The 19,505-nt window shown below is 31.3% G+C and carries 15 protein-coding genes; 8 read left to right on the top strand and 7 right to left on the bottom strand.

Translation table 11 applies throughout. The annotated features are described in order from the left end of the window. Window positions 1–43: 43 nt before the first annotated feature. The 3 genes from ACFOWM_RS02400 to ACFOWM_RS02390 are packed head-to-tail and all read right to left on the bottom strand — an operon-like array spanning window position 44 to window position 3,094. A complete protein-coding gene (locus ACFOWM_RS02400; protein ID WP_379706590.1) occupies window positions 44–763 on the bottom strand; it encodes a tRNA1(Val) (adenine(37)-N6)-methyltransferase in 720 nt (239 codons plus the stop codon). A gap of 10 nt (window positions 764–773) precedes the next feature. Next, a complete protein-coding gene (tsaD, locus tag ACFOWM_RS02395; RefSeq protein ID WP_379706588.1) occupies window positions 774–1,832 on the bottom strand; it encodes a tRNA (adenosine(37)-N6)-threonylcarbamoyltransferase complex transferase subunit TsaD in 1,059 nt (352 codons plus the stop codon). Window positions 1,833–1,852: 20 nt separating this feature from the next. Then, a complete protein-coding gene (locus tag ACFOWM_RS02390) occupies window positions 1,853–3,094 on the bottom strand; it encodes an ABC transporter permease (RefSeq protein ID WP_379706586.1) in 1,242 nt (413 codons plus the stop codon). A gap of 94 nt (window positions 3,095–3,188) precedes the next feature. Here ACFOWM_RS02390 and ACFOWM_RS02385 point away from each other — a divergent pair, with 94 nt between their 5' ends. Next, entirely contained in the window at window positions 3,189–4,814 is a 1,626-nt protein-coding gene (locus ACFOWM_RS02385; protein WP_379706583.1) for a peptide chain release factor 3, read from the top strand. Between the two features lie 122 nt (window positions 4,815–4,936). On the opposite strand, the gene ACFOWM_RS02380 is transcribed toward ACFOWM_RS02385, so the two are convergent. The 3 genes from ACFOWM_RS02380 to purB all read right to left on the bottom strand — a co-directional run bounded on the left by ACFOWM_RS02380 (window position 4,937) and on the right by purB (window position 11,855). Beyond that, entirely contained in the window at window positions 4,937–6,604 is a 1,668-nt protein-coding gene (locus ACFOWM_RS02380) for a PKD domain-containing protein (RefSeq protein ID WP_379706580.1), read from the bottom strand. A gap of 25 nt (window positions 6,605–6,629) precedes the next feature. Next, window positions 6,630–10,358: a T9SS type B sorting domain-containing protein gene (locus ACFOWM_RS02375; RefSeq protein WP_379706577.1), complete on the bottom strand. Its 3,729-nt coding sequence runs from the start codon at window positions 10,356–10,358 to the stop codon at window positions 6,630–6,632. 159 nt (window positions 10,359–10,517) lie between these two features. Beyond that, the gene (purB, locus tag ACFOWM_RS02370) at window positions 10,518–11,855 is read right to left on the bottom strand and encodes an adenylosuccinate lyase (RefSeq protein WP_379706574.1); all 1,338 of its coding nucleotides are present in this window, start codon (window positions 11,853–11,855) and stop codon (window positions 10,518–10,520) included. Window positions 11,856–11,903: 48 nt separating this feature from the next. On the opposite strand from purB, the gene ACFOWM_RS02365 reads away from it, so the two are divergent. Continuing rightward, window positions 11,904–12,650 carry a menaquinone biosynthetic enzyme MqnA/MqnD family protein gene (locus tag ACFOWM_RS02365; RefSeq protein ID WP_379706571.1) on the top strand — a complete coding sequence of 249 codons (747 nt, stop codon included), beginning with the start codon at window positions 11,904–11,906 and terminating at the stop codon, window positions 12,648–12,650. Here the strand turns inward: ACFOWM_RS02365 and ACFOWM_RS02360 are convergent. Next, window positions 12,643–14,121, bottom strand: a complete 1,479-nt coding sequence (locus tag ACFOWM_RS02360; RefSeq protein ID WP_379706568.1) for a polysaccharide biosynthesis C-terminal domain-containing protein — start codon at window positions 14,119–14,121, stop codon at window positions 12,643–12,645. The two genes, ACFOWM_RS02365 and ACFOWM_RS02360, sit on opposite strands and share 8 nt — an antisense overlap. A 60-nt stretch (window positions 14,122–14,181) precedes the next feature. Here ACFOWM_RS02360 and ACFOWM_RS02355 point away from each other — a divergent pair, with 60 nt between their 5' ends. The 6 genes from ACFOWM_RS02355 to ACFOWM_RS02330 are packed head-to-tail and all read left to right on the top strand — an operon-like array spanning window position 14,182 to window position 19,505. Beyond that, window positions 14,182–14,628, top strand: a complete 447-nt coding sequence (locus ACFOWM_RS02355; RefSeq protein ID WP_379706565.1) for a hypothetical protein — start codon at window positions 14,182–14,184, stop codon at window positions 14,626–14,628. Then, window positions 14,628–15,887, top strand: a complete 1,260-nt coding sequence (locus ACFOWM_RS02350; protein ID WP_379706562.1) for a class I SAM-dependent methyltransferase — start codon at window positions 14,628–14,630, stop codon at window positions 15,885–15,887. The genes ACFOWM_RS02355 and ACFOWM_RS02350 overlap by 1 nt, the downstream gene beginning before the upstream one ends. 5 nt (window positions 15,888–15,892) lie before the next feature. Further along, the gene (locus ACFOWM_RS02345) at window positions 15,893–16,627 is read left to right on the top strand and encodes an FkbM family methyltransferase (protein ID WP_379706559.1); all 735 of its coding nucleotides are present in this window, start codon (window positions 15,893–15,895) and stop codon (window positions 16,625–16,627) included. Between the two features lie 2 nt (window positions 16,628–16,629). Then, window positions 16,630–17,418, top strand: coding sequence for a hypothetical protein (locus tag ACFOWM_RS02340; RefSeq protein WP_379706556.1), 789 nt, complete (start codon window positions 16,630–16,632; stop codon window positions 17,416–17,418). 4 nt (window positions 17,419–17,422) lie between these two features. After that, the gene (locus tag ACFOWM_RS02335; protein WP_379706553.1) at window positions 17,423–18,634 is read left to right on the top strand and encodes a glycosyltransferase family 4 protein; all 1,212 of its coding nucleotides are present in this window, start codon (window positions 17,423–17,425) and stop codon (window positions 18,632–18,634) included. Beyond that, entirely contained in the window at window positions 18,624–19,505 is an 882-nt protein-coding gene (locus tag ACFOWM_RS02330) for a GDP-mannose 4,6-dehydratase (protein ID WP_379706549.1), read from the top strand. The genes ACFOWM_RS02335 and ACFOWM_RS02330 overlap by 11 nt, the downstream gene beginning before the upstream one ends.

Raw genomic sequence — 19,505 nt, 5'->3', positions numbered from 1 at the left:
GTGATAGAAAAAGAAAGCCGTTTCATTTGTTGAAATGGCTTTCTTAAAATTGTAGGTAATAATCTTTTAAGAGTGTTTTAAAATCGGTATGGTATTGCTGCATTTCATCTCTAATATATAAAACAGTGTTTGATTTTGTTGATGGTATTTTTTGAATAAATAACATTGCTCTAAAAAAAGGATGTGAAGGAGTATGCGCTACGTTGGTTTGATGTATGATAAATAAATTGTAAGATTTTAAAATAGTTTCAAATTTTTCAACTGCGTAAAAAGGTATTAAAATGGCAGCGGTTCCATCGTCTTTTAAATAACGTTGCATAGCCTTACACAAATCATTAAAAGAAAGTGCTGTTGCATGCATGGCAACATTGCGTTGGTTATTATTTGATTTTAATTGCTCTTCAAAAAATGGCGGATTGCTGATGATGAAATCGTATGGCAACGCTACATTATAATTTTGAATACTTGTATGGTGTATGTTTATTTGATGTACCCAAGGCGTTAAAGCTAAATTTTCTTTAGCCTGTTGAACAGCTGCAGTATCTATTTCAATTGCATCAATTTGTAAATTGTGTTGTTGTGCTACCATTAAACTTAATAAGCCAGTACCACAACCAATATCAAGTAAACGTTGGTTATTATTGGGTTTTGTAGAAATATTTTTTGAAAACCATGCACCAAATAAACAAGCATCTGTACACACTTTCATGGCACAAAGTTGTTGGTGAATGGTAAATTGTTTAAACTGAAACCAGGTATTCAATTATATACATTTATGCGTTCATGCTAGAGCTAGCAGATGGCGTTATGGATAAAGGTGCAAAATCGTTCGCTAAAAATTTATGATACGCTGTAATCGCTATCATACCAGCATTATCTGTACAAAACTCAAATGCAGGTATAAATGTTTGCCACCCCAATTGTTCGCCTGTTTGTTGTAAAGTTGTTCTTAAACCACTGTTAGCACTTACGCCGCCAGCAATACAAACCCTATTGATGCCTGTTTGCTTTACTGCTAATTTTACTTTATTCATTAAAATACTGATGATACGCTCTTGTACCGATGCACAAATGTTGTATAAATTATCTTCAATAAATGCCTTACGTTCTGCCTCGGTTGCAATGTATTCTTCTTTGTAAACATTAGATTTACCAGCATTTTGTAAGAAGTAAAGGATGGATGTTTTTAAACCAGAAAAACTAAAATTTAAGCCATCAATTTTGGGTTCTGGAAATTTATAAATGGCTTTACCTTCTTTTGCATATTTATCAACCAATGGGCCACCTGGGTAAGGTAATCCTAAAATTTTAGCTGTTTTATCAAAGGCTTCACCTGCTGCATCGTCAATAGTTTCGCCAATAACTTTCATTTGTGTGGGTGATTCGCATAACACTATTTGTGTATGGCCACCACTTACGGTTAAGCACAGGAAAGGGAAAGCAGGAGGATTATCTAACAACAAATTTGCTAACACATGCGCTTGCATATGGTGTACACTTATAAGTGGTTTATTTAATGCTAATGCCATTGATTTGGCAAATTGCGAACCTACTAACAATGCACCAATTAAGCCTGGTGCTTGTGTAAAAGCAACGGCATCAATAGCTGCAGTTGTAATATTGGCTTTTTTTAAAGCAGCATCCACTACAGGTACTATATTTTCCATGTGTGCACGACTAGCCAATTCGGGCACAACGCCACCATACTGTTCATGTACTTTTTGGGTTGCAATTATATTACTTAAAATTTTTCCATCGGTACAAACAGCTGCTGCTGTTTCATCGCATGAAGATTCAATTGCTAAAATTGTAATAGATGGTTGCAAATTCACTTTCAATAATTTTTGCAAAGTTAACTCCTAATTGCTTTTACCGGATCCATTTTTGCAGCTTGTCTTGCAGGAATAATACCAGCTAAAATACCTACCACAATACAAATAATAACGGTTGCAAATAACAATGGTATTGAAATAAATACCGGAAAATCAAGCGGTCCCGAGAGTATAAGCGTTAATATCCAAACAAAAAATAAACCGATAGCACCACCTACAATGCACATAAGTGCTGCTTCAATTAAAAATTCGAAAAGTATAGATGAACTCTTAGCGCCAATTGCTTTTTTTAGTCCGATGATGGATGTACGTTCTTTTACAGTTACAAACATAATATTGGCGATGCCGAATAAACCAACAATTAAACTAATACCTCCAATAAAGCCGCCCACCACATTAAGGGTTACAAAAAAACCTGATATTGCTTTGCTAAATGCCTCCACACTGTTGAGTGAAAAATTATCTTCTTCTCGTGGGCTTAAGCGCCTAATTTGACGCATAATACCTCTTAGTTCTTGATAAAGTGCATCGGTGGAAACGCCTGTTTTTCCTTTTACAATTAGTACAGGACTGGTCATTTTTTCATCATACAATTGCTTACAAAACTTGTAGGGCAACATAATACAGTTATCATAATCCCACCCAATAAAATTTTTACCTTGTTTTTTTATGATACCTACAATAGTTATCATTTTACCTTTAATACTTACTTGCTTGCCCATGGCTCTTTCGGCATTGCCAAATAAATTTTCAGCATTGAGGTAGCCAATAATAGCTACATTGGTAGCGTTGTTAAATTCTGTTTCAGAAAAATAACGACCACTTTCAAAAGTGATGGGTTGTATGGCAATTTGAGCATGGTTAATACCGTATACTGATACATTTTGTAAGGCATCACTTCTGTGTGTAATAGTACCAGCTGTTTGCATTAAAAAAGTAACATCTTGGGTGAGTTCTGATCGCATTTTTACTTCATCTTGCTCTTCAAACTTCATTAATGGTCGGGCCCTTAGTTTCCAAAAAGGCTTATCTGGTCCGCCGCTGTAATCCCATTTATCAATGTAAATAGTATTGTTACCCAAGCTGCTTACTTCATTTTGAATATTTTGTTCTAAACTACCAACAGTAGCCAATACGCCAATGATACAAAAAATACCGAAGGCAACACCGGTTAAACTCAAGGCAGTTCTTGTTTTATTTACTTTAAGCTCCTGTATGGTGAGGAGTAATGAGTTCGTTAAAATGTTTAGCATTTTTGCCATAAACCAAAGTTAATGATACAAAACATTTTTGCTGTATAAAATTGGTTGGATGGTAAGTTGGATTTTATTTTAATACAATTCAACATCAACCTTGATGGCTTCAATTAAAAAAATTACTTTTGCAGCCGCCATGAAATACATATCAGAAATAGAGAAACGTAAAACTTTTGCCATTATATCGCATCCCGATGCTGGTAAAACTACTTTGACTGAAAAGTTTTTACTTTTTGGTGGTGCTATACAAACAGCAGGTGCCGTAAAAAGTAATAAAATAAAAAAGCATGCAACATCAGATTTTATGGAAATTGAACGCCAACGTGGTATTTCGGTGGCTACCAGTGTAATGACGTTTGAGTACGATGGGCATTTGATTAACTTACTTGATACGCCTGGGCATAAAGATTTTGCTGAAGATACCTTTAGAACGTTGACGGCGGTAGATAGTGTGGTTTTGGTAATTGATTCAGTAAATGGGGTAGAACCACAAACAAGGCGCTTAATGGAAGTAATTGCCATGCGTAAAACGCCAGTGATTGTTTTTATCAATAAAATGGATCGTGATGGTAAAAACAGGTTTGATTTGTTAGAAGAAATTGAAAACGAATTAAAAATACAGTTGCACCCCATGACGGTGCCCATTAATAGTGGTAAAGATTTTAAAGGCGTATACGATTTGCATGAAAAAAGTTTGGTGTTGTTTACCGCAGGTACCAAAGCAAATGATGAAGATGTTGTAAAAATTAGCGACTTAAACGACCCTATTTTAAACGCTAAAATAGGAGAGAGAGATGCTGATACATTGAGAGAAGACGTAGAATTAATTGATGGGGTGTATGGAGCTTTAAATGAAGCTGATTATTTATCAGGAAATACAGCGCCAGTGTTTTTTGGTAGTGCTGTTAATAATTTTGGTGTAAAAGAGATGTTGGATACTTTTATTAGAATTGCCCCAACACCAAGGCCAAGGCACACCACTACAAGAGATATTTTACCAAGTGAAGACAAGTTTAGTGGCTTTATCTTTAAAATACATGCCAACTTAGATCCGAAACATAGAGACCGTATTGCCTTTTTAAGGGTATGTAGTGGAAAGTTTTCACGAAGTACTTATTACAAGCATGTTCGCTTAGAAAAAGATATTCGATTTAATAACCCATATAGTTTTTTAGCTCGACAAAAAGATGTGATTGAAGAAGCTTTTCCGGGTGATGTGGTTGGCTTGTTTGATACAGGTAATTTTAAAATTGGCGATACGTTAACTGAAGGCGAATCGTTCTTTTTTACAGGTATACCGAGTTTTTCACCAGAAATTTTTAAAGAGGTTGTTAATAAAGATCCTTTAAAAACAAAACAATTAGAAAAAGGGTTGAATCAGTTAACCGATGAAGGAGTAGCCCAATTGTTTACACAGTTTGGTGGCAATAAAAAAATTATTGGTTGTGTTGGTGAGTTACAGTTTGAAGTAATTCAATACCGTTTATTGCAAGAGTATGGTGCCTCTGTACAAATGAACAGCATGCCGTTTTACAAAGCATGTTGGATAACTAGTGATAACCCTAAAAAGTTAGAGGATTTTACTAAATACAAACAAGCCAACATTGCAGAAGATAAAGATGGGCACTTGGTATACTTGGCACAAAGTGAATGGTTTTTAAATACTGAAATCACCAATAACCCCGATATTAAATTTCATTTTACGAGTGAAATAAATAAGGTTTAAAGAATTAATTACGAAGTTTTACAAATATGCCACGTTTTATTCCTAAGTGTTTTATGTAATTTTATAATTCACTTTCGATATAATAAATCTTAGAAAACGAAAGTAAAGCTTCTAATAAGAATCTATTTCTTCAAAACAAAGGAGACCATGCCGTTATTTGTTTTGCTGCTTTTAATATTAATTTCATGTCGTTTTTTGCCGTCGTAAATAATCATTAAAGCAGTATTAGGTGGAATAGAGCCAAGGTTTTCAGCAAACATAATGAGCTCATTGGTAGCAGGTGCAGGATCTATTTTTATATAAAAACTTTTACCTGTAGCTGTAAGTAATAAATGCTGTGTAATTATTTTGTTGTTAAATTGAACTGTAATGGAATCGCCATCAATTGTACCATTGTCATAAAATGAAATTTCTATTGAATCATTCAGTACTTCTATTTGCTGAATAAAGGTATTCATTCTTTTTTCTGGTAAGAAATCTAGTGCTTTTACATCATTACTTTTAATTGCTTGTATATTTCCGTTATCCCCATTTAACTCAATATTTTTATTGGCAATAAGTGGTGCTATTGTAATATTTTGAATAGTAGTATCGCTACATCCATTTTTATCAATAGCTATTAGGCTTACCGTATAAGAGCCGCTGTTTAAGTAGGTGTGTGAAATATTTTTTGAATTTTTTTCTACAGTACCATCACCAAAATTCCAAAGAAGATTTGCTTTTTCCTTAGAAATTGTTTTAAAGCTGTATTTATTTTCCGAAGTATTTTTAATGGTGAAATCAGCTGTTGGTTTCGTGATGATAATTTCTTTTGATATAGTATTTATTATTCCATTATTACCAGTATAGGTGAGCTTGATTGTATACGATCCTTCTTTTTTAAATGTATAACTAAATTTTTCTTTGGTACTGTTATAGAGATTATCAATTTGCCATTTCACAGATTTAATTTGTACCGCATTGGCTAGTTCAACATTTATTTTATTACATTTCTCTATGCTGTAACTAATTTCTGCAAAGGCATCAGGTATGGTATTTTTAGTTTCGTTCTTTTCGCATAATTCTAATATTTCGTTGCTCGACAAGGCACGATTGTAAATTCTTACATCATCTAAAACACCGTTAAACCAATAAGGGTATTGGGGGTTATCTAACTTTCCAAAAAATAAGTCTTCATTATTTATTACACCATTTGTTGTTGCCTTCCATGAATCTATTAACTGACAATCTACATATAACTTATTATATATCCCATCACATGTATAAGTAACAGTGTACCATATTCCGGTTTTAACGAAAGCGTTTGCTTTACCACTTCCCCAATCTTCAAAAAACGAACTGCCATGGAAAGTCTGATGTGTTTCGTCAGGAATATTTTCTACACAGGCACTTTTTGAAAATGCATCGTCACAAAAGCCTAACCAATAATTGCCAGAGGCATAATCTGAACCTTTATTTATTATTCTATTCCAATGACATTTTCCTTTGTAAAAACCATTTACTTTTACATTACAACTAATGGTAATTTGAGTTGTCATATTTTTTAGAGAGGAAGAATTATTAATTCTTATATATTGATTTTTTCCATTAAAAGAATAAGCACTTTTTGCGTTTCCATTTTTATCAGAAGTAAGTGTAGCATTATTAAAAACAGCATTGTTATTATTACCAGTTTCATCTTTAGCGTTTCCGTTAAATGGATAATAAGCAATCAATCCTTTAGTTGTTGAAATTTGGGAAAAACTAAATAAAGGATTGCTGAAAAAAAGTAAAACAAAAAATATTCTCATTTCTGCTATTTGTTATTTATAAACTTTATCTTATTAAAATCACATTTCCTTTTTTCTCTATTGAACCACAGTTCGTATTGGCTTTCACAAAATAAACATAAGTGCCAGGCTCAGCTGGTTGTCCTTTAAACTTTCCGTCCCAGCATTGTGCAGTATTGTTTGTTTCAAAAACTTTTTCGCCCCATCTGTTATAAATAATAAATTTAACACCTAAAGCGTTACCCCAATTTTTGATTCCAAAGCAATCATTTAAACGATCACCATTGGGTGTAAAGGTATTAGGCAATGCATATTGATTACTATTTAAATCAACCGTAACACTTATGGTTGCTTTTGAATTACAGCCGTTTATATCTGTTGCGCTAACCGTATAAATTGTTGTAGTAGTTGGCGAAACTGTTGGATTTGCAATAGTTACATTATTAATAGTTGGATCATTGTTCCATAAATAAGTTACGCCACCTGTAGCTACTAAGTTAGCAGAGCTTAAACCACAAGTAATGTCATTCGATTTTTTCACTGATAAGTTTGTGGTTGGATACTTAATTGCATTAACAATAAAATTTTGATTGTAATTACACACATTATCAGTAACAGTAACATTAAATACCTGTGTATTATTGATAATTGCTACTGGATTTTCAATATTCGCATTATTTAGCACATTTGCAGGTGCCCATGAATATGTAAGATTTGGACCGTTGTTTCCTAATAGTTGAACTGGTTGATTTGCACAGAAATTAATATTGGGCGGCTGGTTTAAATTATTGATTTTATTAACTTTTATTCTAACACTATCTTTTGATTTACACCCATTTAAATCGATGCCTGTAACGTAGTAAGTAATACTGTCGTTTCCTGAAAAAATTGGGTTACTAGTATAATAGTTATTTAAGTTTGTATTAGGACTCCAACTATAGTTTAATGCTCCTGTTGTTGTTAATTGAATACTATTGTTGTTACAAATGGTGGTGTCATTAATTGTATTTATAATGGGGTTAGGTAATACGTTAATCGTGACTGTATCTTTTCCAACACAATTACCATTAGAGGAACTCACTATAAAAGTGTGCGATAAAGTATCAGAAAAAACGGGTGAAGCAATTGTAGAATCATTTAAAAATTGACCAGGGGACCAATGGTAATTACTTAAATTGGGTGTAGTTGTTAAAATGATATTATCACCTTTACAAATTGAAGTATTATTTATTGTTTGAATAATAGGTGTTGTATTTATTGTTAAATTAATGGTATCTCTTGCTACACAACCACCAGCGGCATTTGTTACTTCTAAATACAAAACCAAAGAGGTATCACTTGTTACTAATGGATTTAGAATGTTTGGATTATTAAGATTCGCAGCAGGAGACCAAACTATTTGATTATTTGTTGTATTCGTTGTTGATGCATTTAATTGATAATTATTAAATGAAGTACAAATTGAAACATCATTACCTGCATTTGCAGTGAAGCCGTTCACATTAATTGTTCTAATTATACTGTCTTTACAGCCATTCATATCAGTAACAACTAATTTTACATCATATACACCGGCATTAGAATATAAATATGAAATAAATGCTGGCCCCCCTGTTACATATCCATCGCCTAAAGACCATTGATACGTACTAATTGGTGTTGTATTAACGTATGTTAATGCAGTAAAATGGACTTGATTGTTACAATTAACAACATAATTAAACCTTACAGAATCTATATTTGGTTTAAAAGGTAAGTTAGAAATTGGTACTGAAAGGTTAAAATAATTATTTCCGTTACTACCAGGAGTAGCACCCCAATTTGAATTATTATCTAACGCAAGTGTTCCATTTTGAGCACCAAGGTTTAATGAAGTTACTTGAGAGGGTAAAGTTGGTTTATTAATAAAAAAATTCCCACCAGAACCACCTCCGCCTGGTCCAATTTTACCAGCTATAGCTGAAGTATTTGTAACACTTGCCCCTTTACCGCCATTTTTAATTATTGTAATATTATCAAGAAAAGTATTTACTGTTAACAAAACTGTACCACCAGCACCACCTCCTCCCATTCCGTCATGGCAGTCAGATCCAACACTTTGTAAGCATTCAACCCCAGTTAAACCATTCGATATGATATTATTAGAATTTGTCAAAATTTTATCACAAGATATTATTATAATTCCTCCTCCATTTCCACCACCTGGAGGAATATTACCAGGGTTGTCAGCTTGTCCTGCACCACCGCCACCACCTAAAAATATTTTATTAATTATCGCATTAGTATTTATGCTACCACCACCAATGCCTCTGTTATCAAATGGGGCATTACCACAATTATTTAATTGGTAACCACCAAATCCTCCTGTACCTCCGTTACTACCACCTCCACCGCCACTGTTATGACCTAGGCCGCCGCCGCCACCGTTGGCTATTTTACCTTTTCCTCTAACTTTATTAGATGAAATTTCAGCAATACTTTCTCCTTTTAAACCAGAAAATTGATTATTGGAAGGGTAGCTAAAATCATTCAAATTACAATTTAATACAGGTGAGTTTGTATTATAACCTATACCTCCTCTAAAACCTTTCCCACTAACGTCTATATTTTGATTTAAAGTAAGCGTATTATTAACATTAAATACTAATACACCACCTTTTTCACCATCCCATGGTAAGCATGTTAAAGGGGCTGTTACCGTTGCATCATTATAATATGGAACTCTTATTAATTGCACTTTACCAACAGGGATGTCGTACTGTCTTAATAGAACATTTTTAAGTTCAATTACATTACCGCTTTTGCTCTTAACGTAATTAAATTCGTAGTTTCCTGCATTTTTGTAATCAGTAATTGTACCAAAAGAAGGTGTGTTGGTACTATCAATTATTGCACCTTTCATTTGTATTAGTAATACAGTATCTCCCACATTGTATCCTGTTGCATCGGATACTGTAATTTTATTTGAACATGGAACAAAGCCTAATACTGGAGTATATAAATTGATTATGTTTCCAATATTAGTGACATTATTAACAAGCTGATTACATGAATCAATAATTAAATTACAATTTGGATTCGAATTGTTTATAGTTGCACTTCCAGTTAGTGTACCATTAAACAGCGGATTGCCTTGTTTATTTAAAAGATTATCAAAAGTATAATAACCTTTTAAACCTACTTGTGTTATTGGGTTAGGTAGCGGAGTGTTAATAAATGCTCGTATTTCAGCTTGTGTACGAGCTACATTCCAAATTCTAACTTCATTAATATATCCTTTAAAATCTGTGGGTGGGCCAAATGGAGGTGAGGCGTAATCTCCAATTGTTGTAATTAAATCATTCTGTATTAGGTTTCCGGTAGCATTTACTTGGCTCATTAAAAAACCATTTCTGTAAAACTTTAATGTGCTACCATCGTAAACTAATGCTGCATGGTAAGTTTTATTCAAAAGAATATCACAAATTTGTGGAGTTGCGAAAAATCCATTTGATGTAGTTATCTCAGCATGATTGGGTCTTAAAAGATAATTAACATTATTAGGATCAGTATGTTTTGAAACTAAATCACCTGCATATTGGTACCCAAGTGAAGACGGTACAGTTCTATTAAAACTAGCTTCTACAGTAATTTTATCACCAGTAATATCTAAATCGCCGATTTTAACACCCGATCCTGAATTTTGCGTTTTTAGCCAGTTATTACAATTTTGAGAGGAAGCATTAATAGACAATAAAAGCCACACAAGGGTGCTTAGAAATTTTATAATTTTCATAACGTACTTTTCGAATACTCAAAAATACATAATTATTATATTATTTAATATTGATAATAAAAAAAGAATAATCTACTTTGTATCAATTAGGTTTTTAATTTGAGTAATGTAGATAATGATAGCATTGTTTTAAATAAAAAAGGAGCATTTGCTCCTTTTTTATTTAACTCCTGTGTAATTATGTGGCGTTATACTTTTTAGTTCTTTTTTAATTTTAGCAGGTATATGGAGGGTTTGTATAAAAGCATGTATAGTGGCTTTATCAATAGCATTTTTACCTCTTGTTAAATCCTTTAATGCCTCATAAGGTTTAGGATAATTTTCTCTTCGTAAAATGGTTTGTATGGCTTCAGCTACAACGGCCCAATTGTTATCTAAATCGGCTTTCAATTTTGGTTCATTCAAAATTAATTTACCTAAACCTTTTTCTATTGATTTAAATGATATAGCAATATGAGCCATTGGTACACCAATGTTTCTGAGTACGGTACTATCTGTTAAATCTCTCTGCAAACGACTGATGGGTAATTTGGCTGAAAGATGCTCTAGTATTGCATTTGCCATACCTAAATTGCCTTCTGCATTTTCAAAATCTATGGGGTTTACTTTGTGTGGCATGGCACTGCTACCAATTTCACCTTTTTTGGTTTGTTGTTTAAAATAATCAACACTAATGTAGCTCCATACATCTCTACACAAATCAATAAGGATGTTGTTGATGCGTTTTATAGCATCGAAGTGAGCGGCTAATGTGTCGTACTGTTCAATTTGTGTGGTGTATTGTTGGCGTTGTAAACCAAGTTTATCTTCTAAAAATTGATCAGCAAATTTTTTCCAATTCGTTTGAGGAAAAGCAACATGGTGTGCGTTAAAGTTACCAGTAGCACCACCAAATTTACCTGTAAAAGGTATGTAACTAAAAAGTTGTATTTGATTTTCTAATCGGTCAACAAACACCATTATTTCTTTGCCAAGCATTACTGGTGATGCAGCTTGTCCGTGTGTACGAGCCAGCATTGGAACCGTTTTCCATTGTTGCGCTAGTAGGTATAAGTGTTGTTGTAAGTTTATGAGTTGTGGAAGGTATTCAAATTCTACAGCATCTTTCCACAACATAGGTATTGCGGTGTTATTGATATCTTGTGAGGTTAAACCAAAATGAATCCACTCAGTAATATCTGTAACACCTAATGCTGTTAATTTTTCTTTCAAAAAATATTCAACGGCTTTAACATCGTGGTTGGTAATAGCTTCTGTTTGTTTAATTTGTAAAGCATCGCTTTCAGTAAAGTTATCAACCAACAAACGCAACGCTTTTTTTGTTTTTATATCAAGTTTAAAAAAACGTTTTTCACTCAATGCAATAAGGTATGCTACTTCAACTTTTAATCGGTATTTAATGAGTGCATATTCAGAAAAATAATCGGCTAATTGTTGGGTGGTTCTATTATACCTGCCATCAATGGGTGAAATAGCAGTGAGTGGTGAAAGTTGCATAAATCAATTTGGTTTGAAGTAATTTTGTGTAAAATTAAACGAAACGAGTTGGACAGAAAAATAAGGGTTGCAGCAGTAAGTTATTTAAACACCAAACCATTGATATATGGTTTTGAAAAAGGTGGGATGGTTGACTCAGTAGAATTGGTTACAGATTATCCTGCTAAAATTGCATCAATGTTGGTAAATAATGAGGTTGATATTAGTTTGGTACCCGTTGCTATTATTCCATTTTTAAATGAATACCACATTATCACTGATTATTGCATTGGCACACAACAAAATGTAGCCAGTGTTTGCTTGTTTAGTGATGTACCTTTAGAAGCTATTTCACATATATTATTAGACTATCAAAGTAGAAGTTCAGTTGGATTGTTAAAAGTTTTGTTGAATAATTATTGGAAAATTTCACCTGAACTCATTGAAAGTAAAACAGGTTACGAAGCAAATATAAAAGGCACTACAGCTGGTTTGGTTATTGGTGATAGGGCATTTATACAACGTAAAAAAAATAAATACATATATGATTTAGGTACCGCATGGAAAGCTATGACGGGCTTGCCTTTTGTTTTTGCCGCATGGATCGCTAATAAACAATTACCACAGGCATTTATTGAAAAGTTCAATGAAGTAACAGGTGAAGGTTTTCAACATCTAGCAGAAATTATTGCTCAAAACCCTTATGAACATTACGATTTAATGGAATACTATACTGTAAATATTGATTATAAGTTGGATGATGAAAAACGTAAAGGTTTTAAAATGTTTTTAAATTATTTGAAAGAAATTATTTGAATATTTTATTCCAATATTTTAATATAATGTTGTTGATATCATTACTAACATTACTATAAAATAAAATTACTATAAAAATTAAAGTGTAGATAAAACTTCGAATTAAAACGTCTAAAATTAAATTGTCAAATACAGTTATAAAATGAGCAATAATAAAGGCTATTAACCCTAAAAAAATAATTTTTAAATGAGGCAAACCGTATGGTTGCCACTTATATTTAAAATAAATAAACAAATAACGTACTAAATTGTACACACTTGTAGCAATTAATGTTGCATAAGCTCCTCCAATAATACCAAAATTATTTATTAAAATAAAATTAAGAGGTAAAGCAATAATGGTTAATAATACATTTGTAAAAAAGTCAAATTTCCAATTAATTGATGTTGCAATTATTTGTCCATTTACGCCTGTTCCTAAATCTATTGTTCTTGCTAACCCCATAATTAATACAATAAAAGGTACTTCTAAATAACTCTTGCCTAAAAATTTAATGAGTGAATCTATATTCAACATTACAGCACCAAAAATAAAAATGGCCGCAACTAAAAGTGTGATGGTACTTTTCTTATATATATCAAAAATATTATTATAATTTTTCTCTTTCCATGATTCAGATATTATTGGTGTAGTAATTGAAATCAAGCTTCTTAGTGGTAGATCCATTAGTGAGGCTAAATATGAACCTAAAAGAAAAATTGCTGTAGCCTCTAAGCCTTTCAAGCCAATAATTACAAATGAATCCATTGTTCGAGAAGCGACTTGTAAAAAGCTAGCACCAAAAATAAACATACTGTATAAGAACATTTTTTTCCAATATCTTCTAGTCACTTTGCTAAATTTAAAAGTGAAGTAAAAAGATTTTGTTTTTCTTAATACATAAAACAAAATAATAACGGGTATGATATAAATGCAGCAAAATAAAGTGATGAATGAACTAGTTTGTATAATATTGAACCAACATAATAATATTAAAATGGTAGTTAGAAAACGTATAAGTGTTTCTCGTAGAAAATTGCTATATACCGATTTTTTAAATGCCCATGCAAATGATTCAAGCCAAGCAAAAAGAAGCATAAAGAAAGTGATTGGGTAAACTAAGTAAAAATAGGTAGCAAATAAAGGAGCTTTACCTAATTTACGAGAAATAAAATCTTTAAAAAAATATCCAACAAAGCATATAATTATAAAACCAGCAAGGCACATTAAAATTGTGACAAAAGGTAAATCATTTTCATTTTTTTTAAGATTCGAATTATAGTAGGGATAAAATTTATATACCATTGATACTGAACCAAAGCCCGCCAAAGTAGACAAAACAACGCCAACATCTAAAAATGCTCTTGTTAAACCGTTTATTTCTAATGCAGTAAGTTTTGGAAATAAAACAAGAATATTAAGTCCACCTATCATAAAGCCAACAAATAAGAAAATAGTAGACCTTAAAGCTTGTTTTTGAATTATACCCATGAATAAAGAAGTGTGCTTGGTTATTGTTATTTTTGCGACCTAAAAGTAATAATAAATAAAATGGCAGAAACAATTGGTATGCTATGTGATAAATTGACTATAGTAAAACTAAAGCAATATCACACCACAGATGATAAAAGATTAGAAAGTTTAGAAAAGCAAGCACTTCTTTTGCAAAAAGAAGTAAATGAATACATAAATGATGCAATCAATAATAAAATACCCTTTGAAAAACTTACTTTTGAAGCAAACAAAGTATATAAAAAAGAGGGTAATGAAGTAGCAGATGTAGAAGGTAATTTTGGTGAGATTTTTTATCAATTAGCTGATATTAATTGTAAATTATGGCATGAACAGGAAAAGGTATATGAATTTGAGAAAGTTGCAGATCAAGAAAAAAATATTGTTGTTAAACAATTAGCCAAATTAAATTTAGAACGTAATAAGTGCATTGACGCACTTAACAACTTATTTGCTGAACTTTTAAAAAATAAAACTAGTAATTAATGCATATTCGTAAAAGAACTACATGCCGTGTTTGCGGTTCAAAGGCTTTAAAAAGAGTTATTAATTTGGGGCCTCAATATCTTCAAGGAAGTTTTGTTAAACCAGGTAAAGAGTTACCTAGTCTACGTAAAATTGATTGTTCATTAGTGAGGTGTAATCCCGAAGAAGATGAAAATGCATGTGGATTATTACAAATGGAACATTCAGTACCATCTGAAATTTTATATGCAGCTTATTGGTATAGAAGTGGTACAAATGATACAATGCGTAATCACTTAAAAAATATTGTAGAAAGTGTAATTGACACAGTTGGTGATACTAAACATCCATCAGTTTTAGATATTGGATGTAATGATGGTACGCTTTTAGGTTATTACCCTAAGCATTTTATTAAATATGGCTGCGACCCAAGCGATGTTGCTCAGGAAGTGAAAGAAGCAACTGTTGTTCAAGATATATTTCCTTCAGAGGAACTATCTAAATTGTTAGAAGGTAAAAAAATGGATGTTATTACCTCTATTGCTATGTTTTATGATTTAGAAAACCCGGTGGAATTTGTAAAAGGAATTAAGCGTTTTTTATCATCAACTGGTGTGTGGGTATTTGAAATGAGCTATATGCCCAAAATGCTTGAGTTAGATAGTTACGATACTATTTGTCATGAACATCTGGAGTTTTATAGCTTAGCAGTTTTAGAAAAGATTTTAGGTATGTCCGATATGAAAATTTTTAAAATCTCCTTTAACGATATTAATGGCGGTAGTATTAGGTGTTATGCAACACATAAAGAAAGTAGTAAACATGATAGTATTGAAAACTATCAGTTAATTAATGAAATTAGGCATAAAGAGTTTGATTTAGAGTTAGATACCGATAAGCCTTATATTGATTTTCAAAATAGGATAGAAAAATTAAAAGTAGAATTAAATGATTTATTAGTAAAACTAAAAAATGATGGAAAAAAAATACATGTTTATGGTGCCTCAACTAAGGGCAATACGATATTGCAGTGGTGCGGTATAGATAAAAATTTGATTGAATATGCTGCGGAAAGAAACCCTGATAAATATGGTGCAAAAACTCTTGGTACAGATATTAGCATTATTAGTGAAGCAGAAAGTAGAGCTATGAATCCAGACTATTATTTGGTACTTCCATGGCACTTTAAAGATGAATTTGTAGTTCGTGAAAAAGCGGCTTTAGAAAAAGGTACTGCTTTTATTTTCCCTATACCTAAAATTGTAATTGAAAAACGTTGATTTAAATGAAATTTAACCGGGTAAAGCCCTTTATAAAATCTCTATTTTACATATTTACTTCACCCAATTATAAAGAGTTTATTAGTTTTTCTCAAGCTGGTGAAGATAGAGTTATGAAATTTTTTTTTAGATCATTAGGTCTAAAAAAAGTAACCTATCTAGAAATTGGTACTAACAATCCAATTGACATTAACAATAGTTATTATTTTTATTTGGAGGGTAATAGAGGCGTCATAATTGAACCTAATCCTGATTTAATTTCAAAAATTAAAAAGCATCGTAAACATGATATATGCTTAAACATAGGTGTTTCTGGTAGCGGAAAAGAAGAAGTTTTAGATTTTTATATTTTCAATGAAAATGATAAGGAAAAAGGTTTGAGTACTTTTTCAAAGGAAGAAGCTACATATGTTAATAATACTACAAATATAAAAATTGCTGAAATAAGAAAAATTCCTGTAAAACCAATTAATACAATTTTAGCAACCTATTTTGAGAATGAAGCTCCTGATTTTATTTCTATTGATGTAGAAGGTTTGGATTTAGACATATTAAAAACACTTAATTTCTCTAGATGGAGGCCTAAGCTGTTATGTATAGAAACCGTTCATTACTCACAATCTCACATTAAAAAAAGTAATGACGCAATAGCTCAATTTTTAGCCACACATAATTATTCTGCTTACGCTCATACTGGTATCAACACAATATTCGTTGATAATAATTTATTATTTAAGTAAATATGAAAAAGTTATTCATTAAATTTTTTAAAATTTTAGGATACGTAATTCATCCTATTCATGATAAAAATACTGCGTCAATTATAAAAAAAGGTAAGGAAATTATTCAAAAAATTGCGCCTCAAAATAAAGTTTTATACGGGCCATTTAAAGGGTTACAATACCCGTCGTTAAATATTTTACAACTTAGTTTAGTACCTAAAATTTTAGGAAGTTATGAAGCGCATTTACACAACCTGTTTACAAAAATTATCAATCATTCGTATAAACAAATAATTGATATCGGTTCTGCAGAAGGTTATTATGCAGTTGGACTAGCTGTAAAATTGCCACAATCAATTGTACATTGTTTTGAAATGAATGAAGAAGATATTTTATTTTGTCAACAAATGGCCCAATTAAATGGTGCTAATAATGTTATCATTAATAATGCTTGTACAGTTGATTCACTACGAAGTTTTTCATTTCAGGAAAATACCTTAATAATTTGTGATTGTGAAGGATATGAATATACTTTATTTAATGATGCTATAGTAATAAGTAAATTATCAAAAGTTGATATTTTGATAGAATTACATGATCATGAAAATATTGATATGAAACATATTCTTTTAAACAATTATAAAAATAGCCATACTATTGAAATGTACAACAATTGGAACGTTAATTACGATTTTGTTTCATCTATGAATGAACTAACCGATGAAGAAAAAGCGTTTTCCGTTCAAGAACATAGAGGAGGTTTGGAAAAAAATAAATTTATGGAATGGGTATTTTTAAAGCATAAGTAAAAATATGGGTAAGGTAGATGTTGTTTTAGATGGAAGGTTATTTGCCGAATGCCAAATTCGTGCAAATAACAGAGATGGAATGATGCGCCTTGCCGAAGAAGTTACCCATTGTTTACATTCTTATGATGATCTAAATTTAAGTTTTGCAAGCAACATAAAAATTGAGAAGTATGATAAAAACTTAAAGCAATATGTGTATGAAAATTATGGAACAGCAGCAACATCTGTAATTTCTCAAGGTTATCAAAGGTGTTGGGATATTTTAAAATGGAAATCACTTTTTAAACATCCCATTTTAAAAAAACTAGTAACACCGAATTATCATCTGAATAATAAAAATATCTATCATTCTTTTTATCATCCATTTGATGACTACGTTACTAAACAAAATTTAAAAAAATCAATTACATTTTTAGATATTATACCACTAGTAAGGGCAGGATATAATAATAAAATGGTATCCATTACACAAAATATTGTAAATGCCATTAAAAATAATTATGCTATTGCAATATCTGAATATTCAAAAAATGATTTACTTAATTATGATAAATCAATAAGAAGTGATCAAGTTTTTGTTGCACCGTTAGCAGCTTCTCCTAAATTATTTTACAACAATGTTGATGCTTATAGTTTTGAAAAAATAAAAGCTAAATACCAAATACCACATCGTTATATATTAACTGTCTCTGGTAGTGATAAGCGTAAAAATATTCGAAATATTATAAAAGGTTTCAACGAGTTTATTTTGCAAAATTCAAATACTGATATCAAATTATTAGTAACGGGTAACCTTTCCCATAGTATGAATATGCTGAATGAGCTTAAAATTACATCATTTGTTCGTTCAAAGATAGTAATGCCATCCACTTTTATTGATACCAAAGATTTGGCTATAATTTATTCAAACGCAATTTGTTTTATATTTTTATCATATTACGAAGGTTTTGGATTACCTGTTTTAGAAGCTATGCAATGTGGAACGCCAGTAATTTCTTCAAATAAAACTTCATTACCTGAAGTAGTTGGTTCAAGTGGTTTATTGGTTGATCCAGACAATATTATTGAGATAGCAGAAGCACTTGATAAACTATGTAACAATGAACATGAAAGAAATCATTTTGCCACATTAGGAATAAAAAGGGCACAACAATTTTCATGGGAAAAAACGGCTGAATTATACCATCAATTTTTTCATGCAATAAATGAAAGATAATATTATGAAAGCAATTATTTTAGGTGCTGCTGGGCAAGATGGTATATACTTAACTCAATTATTAGAGTCTTTAAATATAAATGTTGTAGGTATAAGTAGAAGTGCAGGTTATGTAAATATTGATATAACATCATTTGACCCAATTAAAAATTTATTGGTAAACGAAAAACCAAATTATATTTTTCATTTTGCTGCCAACTCAAGTACTAATCATGCTTTTGTTTTAGAAAACTATAATTCTATAGTTACAAGTACCATGGTTTTACTCGAAGTGGTATATCAATACCTACCGAAAACGAAAGTATTTATTTCTGGTAGTGGATTACAATTTTTAAATAAAGGAATACCTATTAAAGAAACGGATGATTTTTATGCAAATGATGCATATTCTCTATGTCGCATTCAAAGTGTAGAAGCAGCAAGATATTACAGGTCATTAGGTTTAAAAGTATATGTTGGATACTTTTTTAATCATGACAGTCCACTACGAACTGAACGGCATGTTACTAAAATGATTTGTGAAAATGTAAAAAAGATTAAACTTGGTATAATTAGCACATTGACAATAGGTGATAAATCAGTTGTTAAAGAATGGGCTTTTGCTGGCGATATTGTAAATGCACTTTGGCTATTTATGAATCAAGATGCTGTTTATGAAGCTAATTTAAGTAATGGTGAAGGATACAGTATTGAAGCTTTTATTAACGAATGTTTTAAAATTGTAGATGTTGATTTAACAAATAGAATTGTGATCGATGATAAATTTAAATCATCTTATAAAGTACTAGTTTCTGATAACAGTACCATTAAAAAAATTGGGTACAAACCTGAAATATCTTTTAAAAAACTAGCTAAATTAATGATGCAATAA

Origin of the sequence: Ferruginibacter yonginensis (assembly GCF_042651465.1) — a bacterium.
GTDB classification, from domain to species: Bacteria; Bacteroidota; Bacteroidia; order Chitinophagales; family Chitinophagaceae; genus Ferruginibacter; species Ferruginibacter yonginensis.
Note: the sequence above shows the minus strand (reverse complement) of the source record. Positions and strands in the feature narration are given on the sequence as shown.

Excerpts from the sequence above, each read along its gene's own strand:
- ACFOWM_RS02345 (WP_379706559.1), top strand. The coding sequence starts at position 15,893 with ATGAAATTTAACCGGGTAAAGCCCTTTATAAAATCTCTATTTTACATA.
- ACFOWM_RS02340 (WP_379706556.1), top strand. The coding sequence starts at position 16,630 with ATGAAAAAGTTATTCATTAAATTTTTTAAAATTTTAGGATACGTAATT.
- ACFOWM_RS02375 (WP_379706577.1), bottom strand. The coding sequence starts at position 10,358 with ATGAAAATTATAAAATTTCTAAGCACCCTTGTGTGGCTTTTATTGTCT.
- purB (WP_379706574.1), bottom strand. The coding sequence starts at position 11,855 with ATGCAACTTTCACCACTCACTGCTATTTCACCCATTGATGGCAGGTAT.
- ACFOWM_RS02330 (WP_379706549.1), top strand. The coding sequence starts at position 18,624 with ATGAAAGATAATATTATGAAAGCAATTATTTTAGGTGCTGCTGGGCAA.
- ACFOWM_RS02335 (WP_379706553.1), top strand. The coding sequence starts at position 17,423 with ATGGGTAAGGTAGATGTTGTTTTAGATGGAAGGTTATTTGCCGAATGC.
- ACFOWM_RS02390 (WP_379706586.1), bottom strand. The coding sequence starts at position 3,094 with ATGGCAAAAATGCTAAACATTTTAACGAACTCATTACTCCTCACCATA.
- ACFOWM_RS02385 (WP_379706583.1), top strand. The coding sequence starts at position 3,189 with ATGGCTTCAATTAAAAAAATTACTTTTGCAGCCGCCATGAAATACATA.
- ACFOWM_RS02355 (WP_379706565.1), top strand. The coding sequence starts at position 14,182 with ATGGCAGAAACAATTGGTATGCTATGTGATAAATTGACTATAGTAAAA.
- ACFOWM_RS02380 (WP_379706580.1), bottom strand. The coding sequence starts at position 6,604 with ATGAGAATATTTTTTGTTTTACTTTTTTTCAGCAATCCTTTATTTAGT.
- ACFOWM_RS02360 (WP_379706568.1), bottom strand. The coding sequence starts at position 14,121 with ATGGGTATAATTCAAAAACAAGCTTTAAGGTCTACTATTTTCTTATTT.
- ACFOWM_RS02350 (WP_379706562.1), top strand. The coding sequence starts at position 14,628 with ATGCATATTCGTAAAAGAACTACATGCCGTGTTTGCGGTTCAAAGGCT.